Origin of the sequence: Acinetobacter sp. BIGb0102 (assembly GCF_003815055.1) — a bacterium.
Lineage (GTDB): Bacteria > Pseudomonadota > Gammaproteobacteria > Pseudomonadales > Moraxellaceae > Acinetobacter > Acinetobacter vivianii.
In genome coordinates, this window is record NZ_RKQE01000010.1 from 525,819 (window position 1) to 542,779 (window position 16,961).

At 40.5% G+C, this 16,961-nt stretch carries 21 protein-coding genes and 1 riboswitch; of the genes, 9 read left to right on the forward strand and 12 right to left on the reverse strand.

What is annotated here, in order from left to right:
• The first annotated feature begins 129 nt into the window (after window positions 1–129).
• The 3 genes from EC846_RS05175 to EC846_RS05185 all read left to right on the forward strand — a co-directional run bounded on the left by EC846_RS05175 (window position 130) and on the right by EC846_RS05185 (window position 2,756).
• Window positions 130–789, forward strand: a complete 660-nt coding sequence (locus EC846_RS05175; protein ID WP_123774435.1) for a TetR/AcrR family transcriptional regulator — start codon at window positions 130–132, stop codon at window positions 787–789.
• Window positions 790–1,165: 376 nt separating this feature from the next.
• Entirely contained in the window at window positions 1,166–2,086 is a 921-nt protein-coding gene (gene argF / locus EC846_RS05180; protein WP_004771995.1) for an ornithine carbamoyltransferase, read from the forward strand.
• Window positions 2,087–2,231: 145 nt separating this feature from the next.
• A complete protein-coding gene (locus EC846_RS05185; protein WP_123774436.1) occupies window positions 2,232–2,756 on the forward strand; it encodes a protein tyrosine phosphatase family protein in 525 nt (174 codons plus the stop codon).
• A 59-nt stretch (window positions 2,757–2,815) separates the two neighbouring features.
• Here the strand turns inward: EC846_RS05185 and EC846_RS05190 are convergent, their stop codons facing one another.
• Both EC846_RS05190 and ispF read right to left on the reverse strand, forming a co-directional pair.
• Complete coding sequence (locus EC846_RS05190; protein WP_123774437.1) at window positions 2,816–3,244, reverse strand: hypothetical protein; 429 nt, start codon at window positions 3,242–3,244, stop codon at window positions 2,816–2,818.
• A 93-nt stretch (window positions 3,245–3,337) separates the two neighbouring features.
• On the reverse strand, window positions 3,338–3,829 hold the full coding sequence (ispF, locus tag EC846_RS05195) for a 2-C-methyl-D-erythritol 2,4-cyclodiphosphate synthase (protein WP_004771991.1): 492 nt from the start codon (window positions 3,827–3,829) through the stop codon (window positions 3,338–3,340).
• A 98-nt stretch (window positions 3,830–3,927) separates the two neighbouring features.
• Between ispF and EC846_RS05200 the strand changes: the two genes are divergently transcribed.
• The gene (locus EC846_RS05200) at window positions 3,928–4,575 is read left to right on the forward strand and encodes a hypothetical protein (protein ID WP_123774438.1); all 648 of its coding nucleotides are present in this window, start codon (window positions 3,928–3,930) and stop codon (window positions 4,573–4,575) included.
• A 47-nt stretch (window positions 4,576–4,622) separates the two neighbouring features.
• Here EC846_RS05200 and EC846_RS05205 read toward each other — a convergent pair whose 3' ends face one another.
• The 4 genes from EC846_RS05205 to EC846_RS05220 form a co-directional block, all read right to left on the reverse strand.
• The gene (locus tag EC846_RS05205) at window positions 4,623–5,867 is read right to left on the reverse strand and encodes a D-amino acid dehydrogenase (RefSeq protein ID WP_004771988.1); all 1,245 of its coding nucleotides are present in this window, start codon (window positions 5,865–5,867) and stop codon (window positions 4,623–4,625) included.
• A 179-nt stretch (window positions 5,868–6,046) separates the two neighbouring features.
• Window positions 6,047–6,136: riboswitch (glycine riboswitch) on the reverse strand.
• A 137-nt stretch (window positions 6,137–6,273) separates the two neighbouring features.
• Window positions 6,274–6,765, reverse strand: coding sequence for a hypothetical protein (locus EC846_RS05210; RefSeq protein WP_004771986.1), 492 nt, complete (start codon window positions 6,763–6,765; stop codon window positions 6,274–6,276).
• Window positions 6,766–6,885: 120 nt separating this feature from the next.
• Window positions 6,886–8,280, reverse strand: a complete 1,395-nt coding sequence (gene fumC, locus EC846_RS05215; protein ID WP_123774439.1) for a class II fumarate hydratase — start codon at window positions 8,278–8,280, stop codon at window positions 6,886–6,888.
• A gap of 115 nt (window positions 8,281–8,395) precedes the next feature.
• Entirely contained in the window at window positions 8,396–9,403 is a 1,008-nt protein-coding gene (locus EC846_RS05220) for an NAD-dependent epimerase/dehydratase family protein (RefSeq protein WP_123774440.1), read from the reverse strand.
• A gap of 67 nt (window positions 9,404–9,470) precedes the next feature.
• Here EC846_RS05220 and tusD point away from each other — a divergent pair, with 67 nt between their 5' ends.
• The 4 genes from tusD to EC846_RS05240 are packed head-to-tail and all read left to right on the forward strand — an operon-like array spanning window position 9,471 to window position 10,881.
• A complete protein-coding gene (gene tusD, locus EC846_RS05225; RefSeq protein ID WP_004771981.1) occupies window positions 9,471–9,839 on the forward strand; it encodes a sulfurtransferase complex subunit TusD in 369 nt (122 codons plus the stop codon).
• A gap of 43 nt (window positions 9,840–9,882) precedes the next feature.
• Window positions 9,883–10,233, forward strand: a complete 351-nt coding sequence (locus EC846_RS05230; RefSeq protein ID WP_123774441.1) for a hypothetical protein — start codon at window positions 9,883–9,885, stop codon at window positions 10,231–10,233.
• A gap of 11 nt (window positions 10,234–10,244) precedes the next feature.
• Window positions 10,245–10,529, forward strand: a complete 285-nt coding sequence (locus EC846_RS05235; protein WP_123774442.1) for a hypothetical protein — start codon at window positions 10,245–10,247, stop codon at window positions 10,527–10,529.
• A gap of 40 nt (window positions 10,530–10,569) precedes the next feature.
• A complete protein-coding gene (locus EC846_RS05240; protein ID WP_004771978.1) occupies window positions 10,570–10,881 on the forward strand; it encodes a TusE/DsrC/DsvC family sulfur relay protein in 312 nt (103 codons plus the stop codon).
• A 4-nt stretch (window positions 10,882–10,885) separates the two neighbouring features.
• On the opposite strand, the gene EC846_RS05245 is transcribed toward EC846_RS05240, so the two are convergent.
• Window positions 10,886–11,749, reverse strand: coding sequence for a DMT family transporter (locus EC846_RS05245; RefSeq protein ID WP_005257313.1), 864 nt, complete (start codon window positions 11,747–11,749; stop codon window positions 10,886–10,888).
• A 122-nt stretch (window positions 11,750–11,871) separates the two neighbouring features.
• On the opposite strand from EC846_RS05245, the gene EC846_RS05250 reads away from it, so the two are divergent.
• On the forward strand, window positions 11,872–13,269 hold the full coding sequence (locus EC846_RS05250) for a PLP-dependent aminotransferase family protein (protein ID WP_123774443.1): 1,398 nt from the start codon (window positions 11,872–11,874) through the stop codon (window positions 13,267–13,269).
• A gap of 78 nt (window positions 13,270–13,347) precedes the next feature.
• Here EC846_RS05250 and EC846_RS05255 read toward each other — a convergent pair whose 3' ends face one another.
• From EC846_RS05255 to EC846_RS05275, 5 genes are all read right to left on the reverse strand, one after another.
• Window positions 13,348–13,830 (reverse strand): winged helix-turn-helix transcriptional regulator, encoded by a 483-nt coding sequence (locus EC846_RS05255; protein WP_004771974.1) that lies wholly within the window; start codon window positions 13,828–13,830, stop codon window positions 13,348–13,350.
• Between the two features lie 180 nt (window positions 13,831–14,010).
• Window positions 14,011–15,240, reverse strand: a complete 1,230-nt coding sequence (locus EC846_RS05260; RefSeq protein WP_123774444.1) for a molybdopterin molybdotransferase MoeA — start codon at window positions 15,238–15,240, stop codon at window positions 14,011–14,013.
• Window positions 15,240–16,163, reverse strand: coding sequence for a bifunctional molybdenum cofactor biosynthesis protein MoaC/MoaB (moaCB, locus tag EC846_RS05265; RefSeq protein ID WP_005257310.1), 924 nt, complete (start codon window positions 16,161–16,163; stop codon window positions 15,240–15,242). Before moaCB ends, EC846_RS05260 begins: the two co-directional genes overlap by 1 nt.
• 17 nt (window positions 16,164–16,180) lie before the next feature.
• Window positions 16,181–16,696: a molybdenum cofactor biosynthesis protein MoaE gene (locus EC846_RS05270; protein ID WP_123774445.1), complete on the reverse strand. Its 516-nt coding sequence runs from the start codon at window positions 16,694–16,696 to the stop codon at window positions 16,181–16,183.
• 2 nt (window positions 16,697–16,698) lie between these two features.
• Window positions 16,699–16,950 (reverse strand): MoaD/ThiS family protein, encoded by a 252-nt coding sequence (locus EC846_RS05275; RefSeq protein WP_004771968.1) that lies wholly within the window; start codon window positions 16,948–16,950, stop codon window positions 16,699–16,701.
• Between the last annotated feature and the right edge of the window lie 11 nt (window positions 16,951–16,961).

Sequence of the window (16,961 nt, forward strand, 5' to 3'; positions counted from 1 at the left end):
AAAAGCGAGTCGAAATGACTCGCTTTTTTAACATTTTGAGATCTTTTGAAACATAGCTAAATTTCATAGTCATACAATAGATATGGTTTTTGTTATACTAGTAGCACCCCAACACCCCAAAAGTAAATAATGACCGATCTTTGTTATCCAAGCTGTAGTAAACCGCAAACCCGTCGAGGACATGAACGTCGCCTTGCCCTATTATTGTGCGCAACCGATTTATTTCTTGAGAAAGGTTATGAAGCGGTTTCTCTGGATGATATTGTCAATCATGCGGGTGGTTCAAAAACCTCTATTTATAAATATTTTGGCAATAAAGAAGGTTTGTTTACCGCGATTTGCGATTATCGTCGGGAAGTTTTCTTTCAAGGGGTATGTTTGCCTTATGTTCCAGAAAAAACTGATTTAAAAACCTACCTGACCCAGACACTGCATCGTTTTTATCAGCATATTATTCAGCCTGAAAATATTGCTTTTATGCGCATGTTTACTGAACAATCACAAAAAGATATCCAGCTCGCTCATTATTTCTATAATCAATGCGCGCTCAATATTCAAAACACCATTGCCTATGCACTTGAGCATGCACATAACAACAATGAAATTTTCTGTGCTCAACCCAAATTTTCTGCAATGATGTATTTTGGCACGCTAAGAGATGTCGAATGGCGCAATCTCATGGGGTTAGATGTGCCAGAAAATGATATCGAAATCATTGATTATATTAACTATTCTGTAGACTTGTTTTTAAAGGCTCATCAAAACCTAGGGCCTGTTGCCACTTTATAAACGAGTTGCGTTGTAGGCTAAAAATTCATCAGACAAGGCATGAAATGCAGGCAATGGCTATTCCCTTGCCAAGTTTCATAACGAAGTATGAGGGATTTTTAGCCACAACCCTTTGGGACAGGGATATTTTACTTGCGGAACGCTGTTCCTCATACTGCGTTATGTTTCTCTCATTTAGATCACTAAATTTCGCAAAACATGTCTTGTATCGTCTAAAAAATATCCGTTGTCGCAATCATAGATAAAATGGCAGCAGGCCCTTAATTCTTTTGCATTTTCTTGAACCTATAGTATAGTAGTCAATTCTTTTTTATCCACCACTCGTCAAACAACAATTAATTATTGATTTTTCTCAATAATTATTGTGGGAGTAGCTATGGCGCTTCGGCATTTCCTAACTTTACGTGACCTATCCACACTAGAACTGCAACGCATTTTAGATCGTGCACAAGAACTCAAACGCATGCAACATAGTCATACGCTGTATCAACCGTTTGCGGGTAAAGTTTTAGGAATGATTTTCGAGAAATCGAGTACACGTACACGTATTTCTTTTGAAGCGGGTATTTGCCAATTCGGTGGTAGCGCGATCTTCCTTTCTCCACGTGATACACAATTAGGACGTGGTGAGCCAATTGAAGACTCAGCTCGTGTTATTTCAAGTATGCTGGATATCGTGATGATCCGTACTTTCGGACATGACATCGTCGAACGTTTTGCATCTTATTCAAAAGTTCCAGTCATCAACGGTCTGACCGATGATCACCACCCTTGCCAGCTACTTGCTGACTTACAAACTTTTCAGGAACACCGCGGTAGCATCGAAGGCAAAACGGTTGCATGGATTGGTGATGGCAACAATATGTGTAACTCATATATTGAAGCTGCACATATGATGGGCTTTAAACTTAAAATTGCTTCACCTGAAGGCTATGAGCCAAAACCTGAATTTTTAGCTGAATTTGCAGATTGTGCAGAAGTATTCAATAAAGCAGAAGATGCCGCTGTAAATGCCGACCTGATCGTCACAGATGTATGGGCAAGCATGGGACAGGAAGAAGAACAGAAGTTACGCGAGAAAGCCTTCTCAGATTTCCAGGTCAATGAAAAACTCATGGACTTGGCACATCCTGACTGTCTGTTCATGCATTGCCTCCCTGCGCATCGTGGTGAAGAAATTTCAGAAAACATGCTTGACCATAAAAATGCTGTGGTTTGGGATGAGGCTGAAAATCGCCTGCATGCTCAGAAAGCATTGATGGAATTCTTACTCAATGAGAATCTTAAGAAAGATTAAGTGATAAAAAAACAGCATCTTTTGATGCTGTTTTTATTTGTGCGCTTTAAATTGAACACTGAAATAAAAACACTTATAGTAAGCTAAGCCCTTTAGAATAAGTTTCTCATCATATGAGAACCTCACTCAACACACAGCGGACGTTATGACTTCACTCGAACAAGCATTATCTCAAATACCAAGTTTTTCTTTGGTGCATGAGCATCTGTTTAGCTCAGCTCAACCAACAGCCGAGCAATTACAACAGATTAAGGAATATGGTTGCAGTACGGTCATTAACCTTGCGACCAGCAAATCAGAACACTATTTAGCGAATCAGGATCAAATCTGTCTGGATTTAGGTCTGAATTATATTCACATTCCAATTGATTGGGACGTACCTTGCTCTGAGCAATGTTTATTAATTCTGGACTTAATTGACCATTTGGTTCAAAACGAGATCGTTTGGCTGCATTGCACTGAAAATACACGTGTCAGTAGCTTAATGTACTTATATCGTCAGTTTTATCTCAATATGGATCTACCGACTGCACAAGAATTATTACATCAGATCTGGGAACCGAATGAAACATGGACGGGTTTAATTCATAGTATTACTCTACAGCTGCAAGGCCGTAAAGCAACACAAGAATTAGAGCAGTCACTCATCAATACCAATCATTTTGCTTGATAGAAATTATATAAACACGCATCAAGATTTAGATGTGTGTTTATATAAGATGTTAGTTACTAATTATCAACTTTAATTAGTTGTAATGCATTATTCATAGAACCAGATGATCTAATTCTAAATTTGGTAGAGCCATTAGGAACTAAATTTAACTCTTCTGTTACTCTTGCATATGGACAAAAGCCAGATGGCGAAAATTCGACTTCAATCGATGTAGATTGAGGCTTAACATAGATCATCGCCTGTTGATTTGATTTAATCTTTAGAATTTTTTTGTTATCAATAGATACAATAAAATTGCAAGCACTACCCCAAACACCCTTATCTCTTAATATCACTATACTTGCATTTCGCTCATCTGTTTTTGACTGATACTCTGGTTTAAAAAACTTATTAATTTGTACTGTTGAAGCTTTCTCTATAGTCGTTGCTGTAGTACAACCAGTAATAGAAACGATACAAACTAAACCCAGAATTAAATTTTTCATTTTTCCCTCTTTTACCACTTTTTACATCTAAAAAAATTACTTTTAAAACTTGAAAAATTCATCTTATATCAAATGAAAATTACTAATTTCACATTATTTTGCTTGATGTGAAACCAATACGGTTGCAGTTGCCAGAATTCCTTCTTGACGACCTGTAAAACCAAGCTTCTCTGTCGTTGTGGCTTTAATGCTAATTTGAGTCACATCCACATCTAATACATCCGCAATACTTTGACGCATTTCCAAATTATGCTTTGCGAGTTTTGGACGTTCGCACGCGACCGTAATATCTGCGTTATTCAGATGATAACCACGATCTAAAATCAACTGGTACACATGTTTCAGTAACACACGACTATCTGCACCTTTATATTCTGGATCTGTATCTGGAAAATGCTGTCCGATATCACCCAGTGCTAAAGCACCCAGTAATGCATCACTCAGCGCATGCAAAACCACATCGCCATCCGAATGTGCTTTTAAACCGTGTGTATGTGGAATTTTGACACCTGCTAAAGTAACAAAGTCACCTTCTTCAAATGCATGCACATCAATCCCTTGTCCAATACGAATTTGAGCAACCATATGATTTTCCTTTTACAATATACCGAACTAATCTTGTATTCAGGCTTTCTATTTCGCTATAGTACGTTGAGCAAATTAGACTGAAAGTATAAGTGATTATGCTGTTTAACACTGTAAGAAATCAATTAAAGAAATCTGGTTATATCATCACATTGGGTTGTTTTTGCTCAACATTTGCCTATGCGGAATCTATTAACTGCAACAGCTCTGCTTTGGAAGCACAAAAAATATGCACCAAGCAGTACAAAGAACAGCGTCAAAAGCTGAATAGCAAGTTTTTAACAGCATATCTGGTAACGGATGCACCTTTGCAATTGTTACATGATACGCAGACACAGTGGCTCAACCAGATACAGCAATGTAAAACCAAAAACTGTTTTCAGCAGCAATTTGAAGCGCGTCTGGATGACCTGAACTTTTACACGTCTATGAACCAGACCTTGACTCAACATTATCTAAAATATGAACAGGGCAAAATCGCATCTCAACCTGTTCATCTACAAATTCATCAGCTCGATAAAGACAAGTTAAAAATTGAAGGGATCGCTTATCGTAATCCCAACAATCGTCTAGAAACGCAAACCATGTCATTACTTGCTTACAGCACCCCTGAGCAAAAAAATCAGATCATTGATAATGAAAAAAAGTGCCAATACCAGTTTGATTTTCAGAAAGCACTTTTGATTGTCAAATCAGAGCAGAAAGGTTGTGAGCGTTTTACAGGGATTTATCGTCTGTACGATTAAAAACTTTAGTTGAATAAAGCCGATGCTCTAACATCGGCTTTATTGTTTCAGCTTGGGAATTTTTGCGCAATTTCCTGACTAATCAACACTGCCGTTGCAGCAGATAAAGTCCAGCCTAGATGTCCATGCCCCGTATTATAAAAGACTCGTGGTTGCTTACCTTGTTTTACCACAGGCAGCATATTCGGCATCATTGGACGTAATCCTGCCCACGGCACCACATGTTCAGTCGAAATATCGAAATTCTGGTTGACCCAGTTAATTAACGGTTGAATCCGGTCAGCACGAATATCCCGATTATAACCATTAAACTCAGCCGTCCCTGCAATCCTTAAACGATCTGCACCCAAGCGAGAGGTTACAATTTTTGCACTCTCATCCAGCAAACTGACCCACGGCGCATTATTTACACTACGTTCATCTTTAAGTTGAACAGTGATCGAATAACCTTTGACTGGATACACATTTACACTATCCCCCAGCATATCAGCCAATTGATAACTGCCGACTCCTCCACAAACCAGCACCACATCTGCAATAATTTCCGTAATGCCATCAGCAGTCGGATTCACATTTTCCGAGCTATTTTTGCAATGAACAATTGCTTTGTCTTGATTGAACTGAACATCAACCACATCCAAACCAAAACAATATTTTGCCCCATATTGCTGAGTTCTTTCTGCTAACCCCACAGAGTATTTATGGATATCTCCCGTTGCATCCCCAGCAGTGTAATAGCCACCAAAATATTCGCCTGTTAAGGTCGGTTCAATTGCTTTCATTTCCTCAGGCGTAATTGCATTACGCTCAAGTTTGCCTTCAACCAATACATCATTGACCTTCTTGGCAATCTCATAGTCTTCTCTGGTGTGATACATATGCAAAATGCCACGTTTTTCCAAATCGAAAGAAAGACTTTCTTTTTCAGCAACTTCAAATAGACGTTGTCGAGCCAACAATGCCAAACGCACGGTTTCAATAGTATTGGCTTTATAGTTCTTGATATGCGTTAAAAATTCAATTAACCAGCGATATTTATGCGCACTAAAGGATGGGTTGAGCAGCAATGGTGCATCTTTCTTACTCATCCACTTAATACCTTTCAGCACCGTGGCTTTCTGGTTCCAGACTTCTGCATTACAGGCAGATAATTGTCCGCCATTGGCAAACGAAGTCTCCATTGCAGGAAAAAGATGACGATCGATCACCGTCACTTCATAGCCCAGTTTAATTAATTCATAAGCAGACGTTACACCCGTAATCCCCGCACCAATTACAACAACATGTGGCATAGCAAACTCCTTGAAATGCATAACATTCCATAATGCTTAGCCCCATCTGTCATGGTACCTGAGAGTTTCGGCAGATGATTACCAATTAATCATTAAGCCTTCCCCTTCGGTGAGTGTTTATCGTAGAAGAAAAATGTCCTGTGTTCCTACAAATTGAGCACTGCTCTCCAGATTTTATGTCTATTATTACAGTCCTTCTGCCTGAGAGTTTCCGGGGTCGTTGCTCCTTCGGCGAGTTCATTGAAGAACTTCTCTCCCGCAATAATATTTATATCCTTATAAGCAATATATATGCCGTTCCAAAATACGCACACTAAAATCTTGTAAATGTTTGTAGATCAAGATTTATACGTATGTACTTATTTATCGAGTATAAAAAAGCAGACTCGAAGTCTGCTTTTAAATCTTAGAATTTACATTGCAAAATTTGCTCGGAGAATTGCCCTTTCCAAAGTTCACGCAATGTTGGCAAATAGAATTTTTCACCAATCATCACCAGTTCAGCATCAATCAAGGCATGAATCTCATGCATTAACACATAGTCCAAGGCAATCAAGGATAATTGAGGTTGTGCCTGTGCAATCTGCTTACGCTTAACTTGTGCTTTTTTTACCAGCTCGTTGGCAAAGTTCTTATCTTTATAAGTCGTAATCGCACTCAAACGAAGCTCGATCACGCCCCAGCCTTCCAGTAACTTTTTAAACACTTCAAAATCTTTTGAGGTTGCTTCCCAAGTTACATTTTCCAGATTATTGTCTTCTGGCAATACAGGTAACAGTAAATCAGCCGTACTTGGAAAAATTTTCTTTAAATTCAACAGAAACTTAACAGGATTTTCATTGGGTAAATCAGAGAACTGAATATTGGTTTTAGTATCTGTTAAATAAATCGAGAGCATAATGAAGCAACAGTTTCGTCAATCAAAAGTATATTGTACGCAGTTCACTTTATAAAAACTACTCTCATAAAAAATCCTTCTATAAGCAGAAGGATTTTTTATCTTGCTGATTAAATATTTTTATTTGCTATTTGGCGAAACCATATTTTCAGGTTTAACCACTTCATCAAATTGCTCTGCTGTCACCAAACCCAACTCCACAGCCACCTGTTTCAAGGTTTTATTTTCCTTGTAAGCTGTTTTCGCAACTTTGGCAGAGTTTTCATAGCCGATCACAGGATTCAGTGCTGTCACCAACATCAATGAATTATGCAAGAAGTGATCAATCTTGTCGCGATTCGGTTCAATACCAACTGCACAATGGTCATTAAAGCTATTACATGCATCACCAAGCAACTGGATTGACTGCAATAAATTATAAGCAATCACTGGCATAAACACATTCAGCTCAAAGTTTCCTGATGCACCCGCCACGTTAATCGTTGTGTCATTCCCTAAAACTTGAGCGACCACCATGGTCATCGCTTCACTCTGGGTTGGATTGACCTTACCCGGCATGATACTCGAACCAGGTTCATTCTCAGGAATACGGATTTCACCAAAACCACAGCGTGGCCCACTCGCCAACCAGCGAATATCATTGGCAATTTTATTTAAACTTGCAGCCAAGGTTTTCAAGGCACCCGATGCAAATACTGCTGCATCACGTCCTGCCAAAGCTTCAAACTTATTTGGCGCAGTCACAAATGGCAGGCCCGTTAATTCAGCTAATTGCTCAGCCGCTTTCACCGCATAATCAGGATGGGCATTTAAGCCCGTTCCAACCGCTGTACCACCCAAAGGCAATTCATAGAGTCCAGCCAAAGCCTGTTGTAATCGTTTTAAACCATGTTCCAGTTGTGATACATAACCACTAAATTCTTGTCCTAGAGTTAAAGGCGTTGCATCTTGTAAATGGGTACGGCCAATTTTAACAATGTCATCAAATTCTTCTGATTTACACTGTAAGGTATTTTTTAGCTTTTCAACGGCAGGAATGAGTAATTCATTAATTTGAAGGCTTGCAGCAACATGAATTGCAGTCGGGAACGAATCATTGGTTGATTGAGCGCGGTTAACATGATCATTCGGATGCACAGGTTTTTGCGCGCCTAATACCTGACCTAGTTTCTGGTTGGCAATGTTTGCAATAACTTCATTACAGTTCATGTTACTTTGCGTACCAGAACCTGTTTGCCAAACCACCAAGGGAAATTGTGAATCCCATTGTCCAGCAATCACTTCTTCAGCAGCACCAACGATATATTGACTTAAATCTTCAGGAAGTTGTTTTAATTCAGCATTGGTGATCGCAGCAGCTTTTTTTACTAAGCCCATTGCACGAATCATCGGGCGTGGTAAACGCTCCTGACCAATTTTAAAGTTCTGTAAACTTCTTTGCGTTTGCGCACCCCACAAGGCTTCATTCGGAACCTCGATTTCACCCATGGTGTCGTGTTCAATTCGCATTTGCATAAACAACCTCTGCTCTATTTGGTTAAAATTTTCACGGGCTGAAGCAAGCTAATGCTTTGGCTGGTTGTGGATATCCTAATCAAACCAGCCAAATATGTAAATAAGAATCATTATCTTAATTGCCTTTTAAGGTATTCAGATAAAAACGCCATTCATCTTCAATCATTTGTGCTAAAGGCCGTTTCGGTGTCCAGTTTAAAATACGCTGTGCTTTATCTATATTTGCACCAAGCTGAGCTAATTCCTCATGTTGATAGATTGCAGGCTGAACGCGAACTTCGGCCTGCGTCACCTTTGAAATCTCATCCAATAAACTTTGAATAGAGGTCAGTTGCTGATGGGCAATATTAAATGACTCGAGACATCCAGATTGCGTTTTTAGCCAATTCAAGGTCATTAAGATGGCATCACAAGCATCCAGAACATGCAAGAAACTACGTTCCACCGTACCATCTTTGGTCTGAGCCTGATTTTGCAGTTCAATACAATCACGTTGCATCGCTGCAACTTGCAATGCTAAAGGCACAATATTTTTAGGGAGTTGAGTAACATACTCACCTAGAACGCCATGCTCGAATGCACCAACAATATTAGACAAACGTAGATTGACTATCTTCCACTCAGGATCAACTTTATAGGTATCGGCAATAATGTCTTCTACCATTTGCTGCGAGCGAATATAAGGGTTGGCATAACCGTAGTTAAAGACCGTATCTTCAGAGAGTGCGCTATCCGACTTGCCATACACTGCCAGACTGGACAGGTTTAATAATTGTCTCACGCCCATCCGTTGCATGGCACGTAACAAGCTCATAATGCTACTGACATTATCATTATAATATTCGAGCGGTTTTAAGGCCGATTCTTCAAGCGACTTAAAGCTTGCTGTATGAATAACGGTATCAATTGAATATTGTTCAAATACTTTATTTAAAGCAGGCGTATTACGTACATCTAGTTTTGCAAAAGGAATATACATGCCTGAAATATATTCCAAACGTTCCAAAGTTTGTAAAGTTGAGTTAGCCAGGTTATCAACAATGACAATCTCTTGCCCATGAGCCAATAAACTCAAAGCAATATGTGAACCGATAAAGCCTAAACCACCTGTCACCAAAATCATTGTATACTTACCTTCTTTTTAATCTGTCCATCAGCATTTTGCCTACTATGACCATAGTGAATGTTCAATGAGTACACTACTGTTAATTACTTCCTCACCAACTTCTGTGATCGCATGGCATGCATTGGGTTTAGCGCAAGCATTACAAAATAAGCATGAAGAATTTCGTGTTTTCTTTTACCAAGACGGTGTTCATGTTGCGAACGATTTACAGTGGTTTCCTGATGATCAACGCAACCTGAAACAAGAATGGCAAAAGCTGGGCATTCGACTCCCTGTCTGTGTCAGTGCTGCCCTTGCTCGGGGAATCACTGATGCAAGCAATGCACAACGTCATTCGCTTCAACATCACAACTTGGCACAAGGTTTTGAGCTGGTTGGGCTTGGAGAGCTTGCTGATGCAGTGCAAAGCTGTTCTCGTTTAATTCAATTTTAATTTAAGTTCTTTAATAGAGTGTTGCTTTAAAAAGGTAAATTGTGTGAAATCTGTACTTGTCATCCTAACGCAGCCTAATTTAACGAATTTGCAGACCAATGAAAGTCTGTCTGCCACTATGGTTTTAGCAACCTTTGGTATTTCTGTCAAAGTATTATTAAGAGGCGCTGCCTTGAGTTTATTGGACAATAAAATAGAATTCGACCAGCTAAAACATGCCTTTAAAATTGCAGCCAATATGGTGGACAGTTTTGAGTTCTATGATTTGACTCCAATCTTGGTTGAGACTAAAAATCAACAACTTAACATCATAAAGAATACCGATCAGGAAATTGAATTTATCGAGATTACCCCTGAACTCATCCGCTCATTTGATCATGTCTTGTATTGGTAAGGTATTTCACAATGAAAAATAGTGTTTTATTTTTAATCCAATCGCCTTATAACAATCTCGATAAAATCTGGCAACAGTTGGCACAAATGGCACAATCTGATGATCATATCGTTATTATGGGTGATGCGATGTTGTCTATTCCATCTTCAGTTTTTAGCCCCTACCCTCATCTTTACTGCTTAGCGAATGAACAGGAGATGCTGAGTAAGGAAGATCTGGAACAGGTTAAATCCATTGATTACGCAGCATTTGCAGATTTAGTTTTACAATTTGAACGTTGTATCACGTTAAAATAATGCTTTGATTCGATTTATTTAAAATTTACTTAGGCTATTTATGCAATTAGAGTTAGATCAAGACGGTCATCTGGTCGATTACACCATCTGGAATCCTGAGGTTGCTCAAGAACTGGCGAAGACGCTGGACTTAGAACTTACCGATTGGCATTTTGATGTACTTCATGCAGTACGCCAGTTTTATCAGCAGTTTGGACATTCGCCAGCAACCCGACCATTGATTAAGTTTTTAATGAAGACCGTCAGTCCTGAGATTAATAATGCCGAGTTACAGCAACGATTTAATACAGGTCTGGTCGCTCGTCATTTAAGTCGCTTAGCGGGCGTGCCCAAACCTGCAAACTGTTTATAAGAGTTCACGCAAATTTCTTTGCACACGCCACACATGCAATGACTGCAACCGTTACCGCAAACATTGCGATACTGACCTGCTCATGCAGAAGTACCGCTGCAATGATCAGTCCAAATATCGGTTGCAGGAGTTGTAATTGGCCTACAGTGGCTATTCCACCTTGCGCCAAGCCCTTGTACCAGAAAAAGAAACCGATCAGCATACTGAATAATGAAACATAAGCTAAACCCAGCTTGGCAGAAATCGAGATTTGGTCAAAGCTCACTGGCATATAGAGATACGAAACCAGAAGCATAATCGGCAAGGTTAAAATCAGTGCCCAGCAAATCACTTGCCAACCACCCAAATGTTTCGAAAGCTGCCCGCCTTCTGCGTAGCCAAAACCACAAAGCAATATCGCCAATAACATGAACAGGTCGCCATAATTAAATGACCATGTGCCTGTCTGGATCAACATAAAACCAAAAACCAGTGCGCCTCCTAATATCGCAAATAACCAAAACACCAGATTAGGCCGTTCACCCCCTCGTAATACCCCAAAAATCGCAGTCGCCAATGGCAATAGCCCAACAAACACAATGGTATGTGCAGCACTCACATATTGAAGCGCCAAGGCAGTAAAAAGCGGAAATCCAATTACAACCCCGATGGCAACATAGAATAAGGACAACCAGTCTTTTTTCTGGGGTAACTTCTGACGTGATAATAAGACCAATGCCAAGCCTAAAAGTCCTGCTATTGCTGCTCTTGCTGCGGTTAAAAAAGTCGGACTAAAATCCATCACCGCAACACGGGTGGCTGGTAAAGAACCCGCAAAAATAACCACGCCAATGAATCCATTTATCCAGCCACTGCTTAAAGACTTCATTTAAATTCTCCAGATCTATATACAGAATTTAAACTGTGCTATGGTGAATGCACCATACACAATGCAGTACAATTTTAAATAACTGTACTGGTATAAAGTCCAATACAGTCAGGCATAAACACATGAAAAGTACAAAAATCGATTTTGTGATACAGCATATTCATGAACAGATTAAAAACCGCTCTTTAGTGCCTGGCTCTCGGCTTCCTTCCGTTCGTGCATTGGCAGGTCTTTTAAATCTGTCTATTTCCACTATTGTAGAAGCGTATGAACGTCTGGCAGCACAAGGCCTGATCGAAGCAAAAACAGGTTCAGGCTTCTTTGTCGCAGGCCCGATTGCGCCATTATCCATCTCGGAAATTCATCCTAAAATTGACCGCAATATTGATCCTCTTTGGATTTCGAGACAAGCACTGGAAGCAAAACAAGGGGTATTAAAACCCGGATGTGGCTGGTTACCAGATGACTGGATGCCTCATGAAAATATACGTAAAGCAATTCGCAAAGTCTCCAAAGCCAATTCAAGTATTCTCACCGATTATTCAACGCCGCTCGGTTTAGCACCCTTACGTGAATTACTTTCTCGTAAAATCTTAGCAAAAGGCATTGAAGCGATCCCGAATCAGATCTTATTGACGGATTCTGGAACCCAAGCCATTGATTTAATTTGCCGCTATTTTCTGAAACCGAATGATGTCGTGTTGGTCGATGATCCGTGTTATTTTAATTTTCACGCCTTACTCAAAGTTCACCAAATTCAAATTATTGGTGTGCCTTACACACAAACTGGGCCAGATATTGAGGCATTTGCGGAGGCGATTCACAAGCATAATCCCCGCTTATACATTACCAATTCAGGAATCCATAATCCGACTGGCGCAGTATTAATCGCATCCAAAGCCTATCAGGTATTAAAACTGGTTGAACAGTCAAACCTGATTGTGATTGAAGATGATATTTTTGCAGATCTGGAACTTCATACGGCGCCACGACTTGCAGCACTAGATGGCCTGTCTCGCGTTATTCATATTGGTAGTTTCTCTAAAACCTTATCGGGTGCAGTCCGGACAGGTTATATCGCAACCAAACCAGAATGGATTGAGGATTTAACTGATATCAAAATTGCAACCAGTTTCGGTGGTAATAATCTTTCCTCGGAAATTTTATTTTCAGCCTTAACCGATGGCAGTTATCGTAAATATCTCGATGAACTCAAAATAGATTTGGCAAAAGCCATGGACGCCACGGTTAAAAAATTAGAAAAAATGGGGATTACACTGTGGGTGAAACCTCAGGCAGGTTTATTTTTATGGTCTGAGTTAGCAGAACATTTTGATACGGCACGAATCGCTCAATATTGTCTGGAACAAGGCGTTATTCTGGCTCCAGGCAATGCCTTTAGCCAAAGTCAGAATTTTAAAAATTTTATTCGTTTTAATGTAGCGCAATGCCAAGATCCAAAAGTGTTCGAGGTGCTATCGCATGCAATTCAACAGGAAATAGCACATCAAAATCTTTAAAACCTAATAAGGAAATGAACATTTCATGGCCATTTAGCCGATAAAATAATACATGAGTGGAATTTTACTCACTCCACATCAAGCACTTTTTTGTTTTTGCTCGATAAATGCAAAATAACCGGGCCCCGCAGCAACACGTACATCTTTAACATGGATAGGTTCATTACAATCTGAGCAAATCACTTTAGGACTGATTTTCTTGCCACAGGTTTTATGCGTAAATTCGATTGGCTTGCCCAATCCCATATCCATCCATTTATCCGCCCATTGCACCATCGCCAAAAGGATTGGATACAGATCTAAACCTTTTTCAGTCAATTGATACTCAAAACGTTCCTGACGGTCGACATAAGGCACTTTCATTAAAATCTCGTGCTCGACCAAACGCTTTAAACGTTCTGAAAGGACATGACGGGTTAAGCCAAGACTACGTTGAAAGTCATCAAAACGGCGTACACCCATAAATGCGTTGCGTAAGATGAGCATTGTCCAACGATCACCTAATACTGAAAGCGTCCGAGCCACTGAACATGGCTGATCGCCAATTTCTTCCCATTTCATTATTATCACCTAATCATTTTTTTAAAGTTTTTGCAGACATGGAATCTATGTCTTGAACCGTCATGTTTAGAAACTAAACAATATAAAATATACACTAAACCACCTTGTCCATCAGATGCAATATTGGCACTTGGCTAAAAGTGACAAAATTCACAAATTTTATTCATTTCTGCTGAACGTTTAATTCCGAATGAATACACCGTTCACTTCCATTCCTACTTCTGGCTGAATATGGGCAGGAATACGCACCAGACAGTTGGCTTGCATCAAATTACTCAACATATGCGATTGTTGCTTAGCAAGGCTTTTCAGCTTGAGCTGACCTTGTTCAAAATAGGCATGCATCCTTAAGAATCGTTCACGTGCATCGGACTTCAAATCATGGGTCAGTATTGCACTAAACCATTCCAGAGATTGAGTCTGGTTTTGTAAGGCATCGAATAGTGATTTACCATACATCTGCATACACACATAAACGGCTGCTGGATTGCCTGGCAAACCAAGTATGTAACAGTGATGATTTTGTGCTGTATATTCGGCAAAAAATAAAGGTTTACCCGGTTTTTGTTTCACCTTCCAGAAAACCTGCTCAAAGCCTGCTTCAAAGGCACAAGGACGCACAAAATCATAATCGCCCACAGAAACACCGCCTGTGGTAATAATGACATCATAATGCGGTTTGAGCTGTTCGAAGCATTGCGTCACCTGTTCAGCTTCATCGGCAATATGGCGTATTTCTACCGCTAATCCATAATCTTGCAACCAAGCTTTTAACAGTGGACCATTAGCATCAAACACTTTTCCAGCCTGTAAATCGTCAGGTGTTTCAGCAACTTCATCACCTGTAATTACGACGGCAACTTTGGGTTGTTTAAACACTTCAAGAGTTTTTACTCCAGCCATGCTCAGTGCAGCTAAAGCCCCTATATTCATGCGCTGACCAAGCTCTGCCAGTTGCTGCCCACACTGAATTTCTTCACCTGTAAAGCGGATATCTGCCTGAGCCTTGATATGTTCAGTCAACCGAATTAGCTTATCGCTTTCAATATTTACGATTTCCTGTCGAGCGACATGAGTGGTTCCTTCAGGGATTTTCCCCCCAGTAAAAATACGAACGGCTTGTCCATCCCTAAGCTGTACATCAGACTCACTGCCCGCCTTAATTTCTCCAATCACCGAGAAAGTAGCATCTTGCAAGTTTTCATGAGCGCTATGGATTGCGTAGCCATCGACTGCACTTTGTGAGAAGCTCGGTAAATTCACCTGAGAAACGATGGCTTGAGCCAGATAGCGATTGAGACACTCACCTAAAGGCAAGGTCTCGGTGGCTAAGGTCTTGGCTTGGCTTTGGATCAGTGCGAATGCCTCATCAATACTGATCAATCCTTTTTCAGCACCACATCCTGACATTATTCATAACCTCCCGGATGAGGTAAGTCTCGACATACATCAAAAATATGCACCAACGCTGGTAAAATCGCAGCCATAGATTCACTGGCGCCGCCACGGCTACCCGGTAACGTCACAACCAATGAGCGATCAATAAACCCTGCAACACCACGTGACATTGCAGCATAAGGCGTCCGTTTCTGTCCAAATGAACGTGCCGCTTCCATCAAACCATCCAGCTTTCGTTCTAATAGCGGCTCAAGCGTATCCACCGTAATATCACGTTTGCCAATCCCTGTACCACCAACCGTCATGATGCAAGCATAAGATTTGGTTAACTCTAGAACCAGATCTTTTAATTGATCAGCTTCATCAGGCAGGATCTGATAATGAATCGGATCAAAGCCCGCTTCGGTCAAGGTCTCGACCACAGACTTACCTGCTGTATCAGGTTTACGCCCTGCAGCCACGGTATCCGAAAGTACGATCACAGCCGCAGAAACAGGTTGACGTAAAGTCCGTTTAAAGTGGGATTTACCACCTTTTTTCTTCAGCAATTTGCATTGATCCAGACACAACTCTTCCGGTTCACAATGCGGTTTCAGCATGTCATACAGCGTTAAGCCAGCCAGACTTGCAGCTGTCAAAGCCTCCATCTCGACACCTGTTGGCCCAATCGTTTCAACTGTGGTTAAGATCACCACATGATCATCTTGCAAGTCATACTCGACATCAGCACGATAAATCGGTAATGGATGGCATAATGGAATCAGTTCATCTGTTCGTTTTGCTGCCAGAATGCCTGCAATACGTGCTGTTTTTAAAGCATCGCCTTTTTCGGTATTTCCATCACGCAGTAACTGAATACAATGTGCGGGTGCATGTAAAATTGCTTGTGCTTCTGCTACACGGTAACTCTCGGGTTTCATCCCAACATTTTTCATTTTAACTTCCTAACGCTTTATTCGTGTGTATGCGCATGTGTGCAATTTTCTGGATGATGAGCATGTTGATGCCTTTCAGTGTGAGACGTTGATTCAGCAGTATCTTTGCGGATACAACAACCTTCAACATAGTGACTGGTACCATCCATGAAAAATTCTTCTTTCCAGATCGGTACTTCATGTTTTACCCGTTCTACGGCTTCTTCGCAGGCTTGAAAAGCTTCACGGCGATGAGCAGCGTAAGCAATGGCAATAATCGCAGTTTCACTGACCTCTAAATAACCAATACGATGCATAACCCGAACATAAGAGACTTGATGCTTCTCTTTGACTTGCTGCTCGATTTCCCGAATCATCTTTTCAGCAACTGGCGTATAAGATGTATATTTCAATGCCTTGACTGCTTTACCTTCATGATGGTTACGCACTGTTCCAACAAAGATATCAACGCCACCACATTCAGGAAATGCCTGTATTGGGTCGAAACTGTCGAGGCTTAAAGCCTGATCTTGAACTCTGGCAAATTCACGCATATTTATCCCCCTGCCACTGGCGACAACAGTACTAAAGTACAAGATTGATCTAATTCCATTTGACGTGTCACAATATCTTCTCCTATTGCACAGGCACATTTTTCCATTGCCTGATGTGCTTCTGGATAAAGCGTTACAATATGGGTTAATACATCTTTAACACTTCGATTTTCTGCAAACTCAAATGCAAGCGCCTTTGGCAACAACCTTTCAATTGCGCCAAAAGCTTCAATTTTGATCTCAATGGTTTGCATATTTTCTCCAG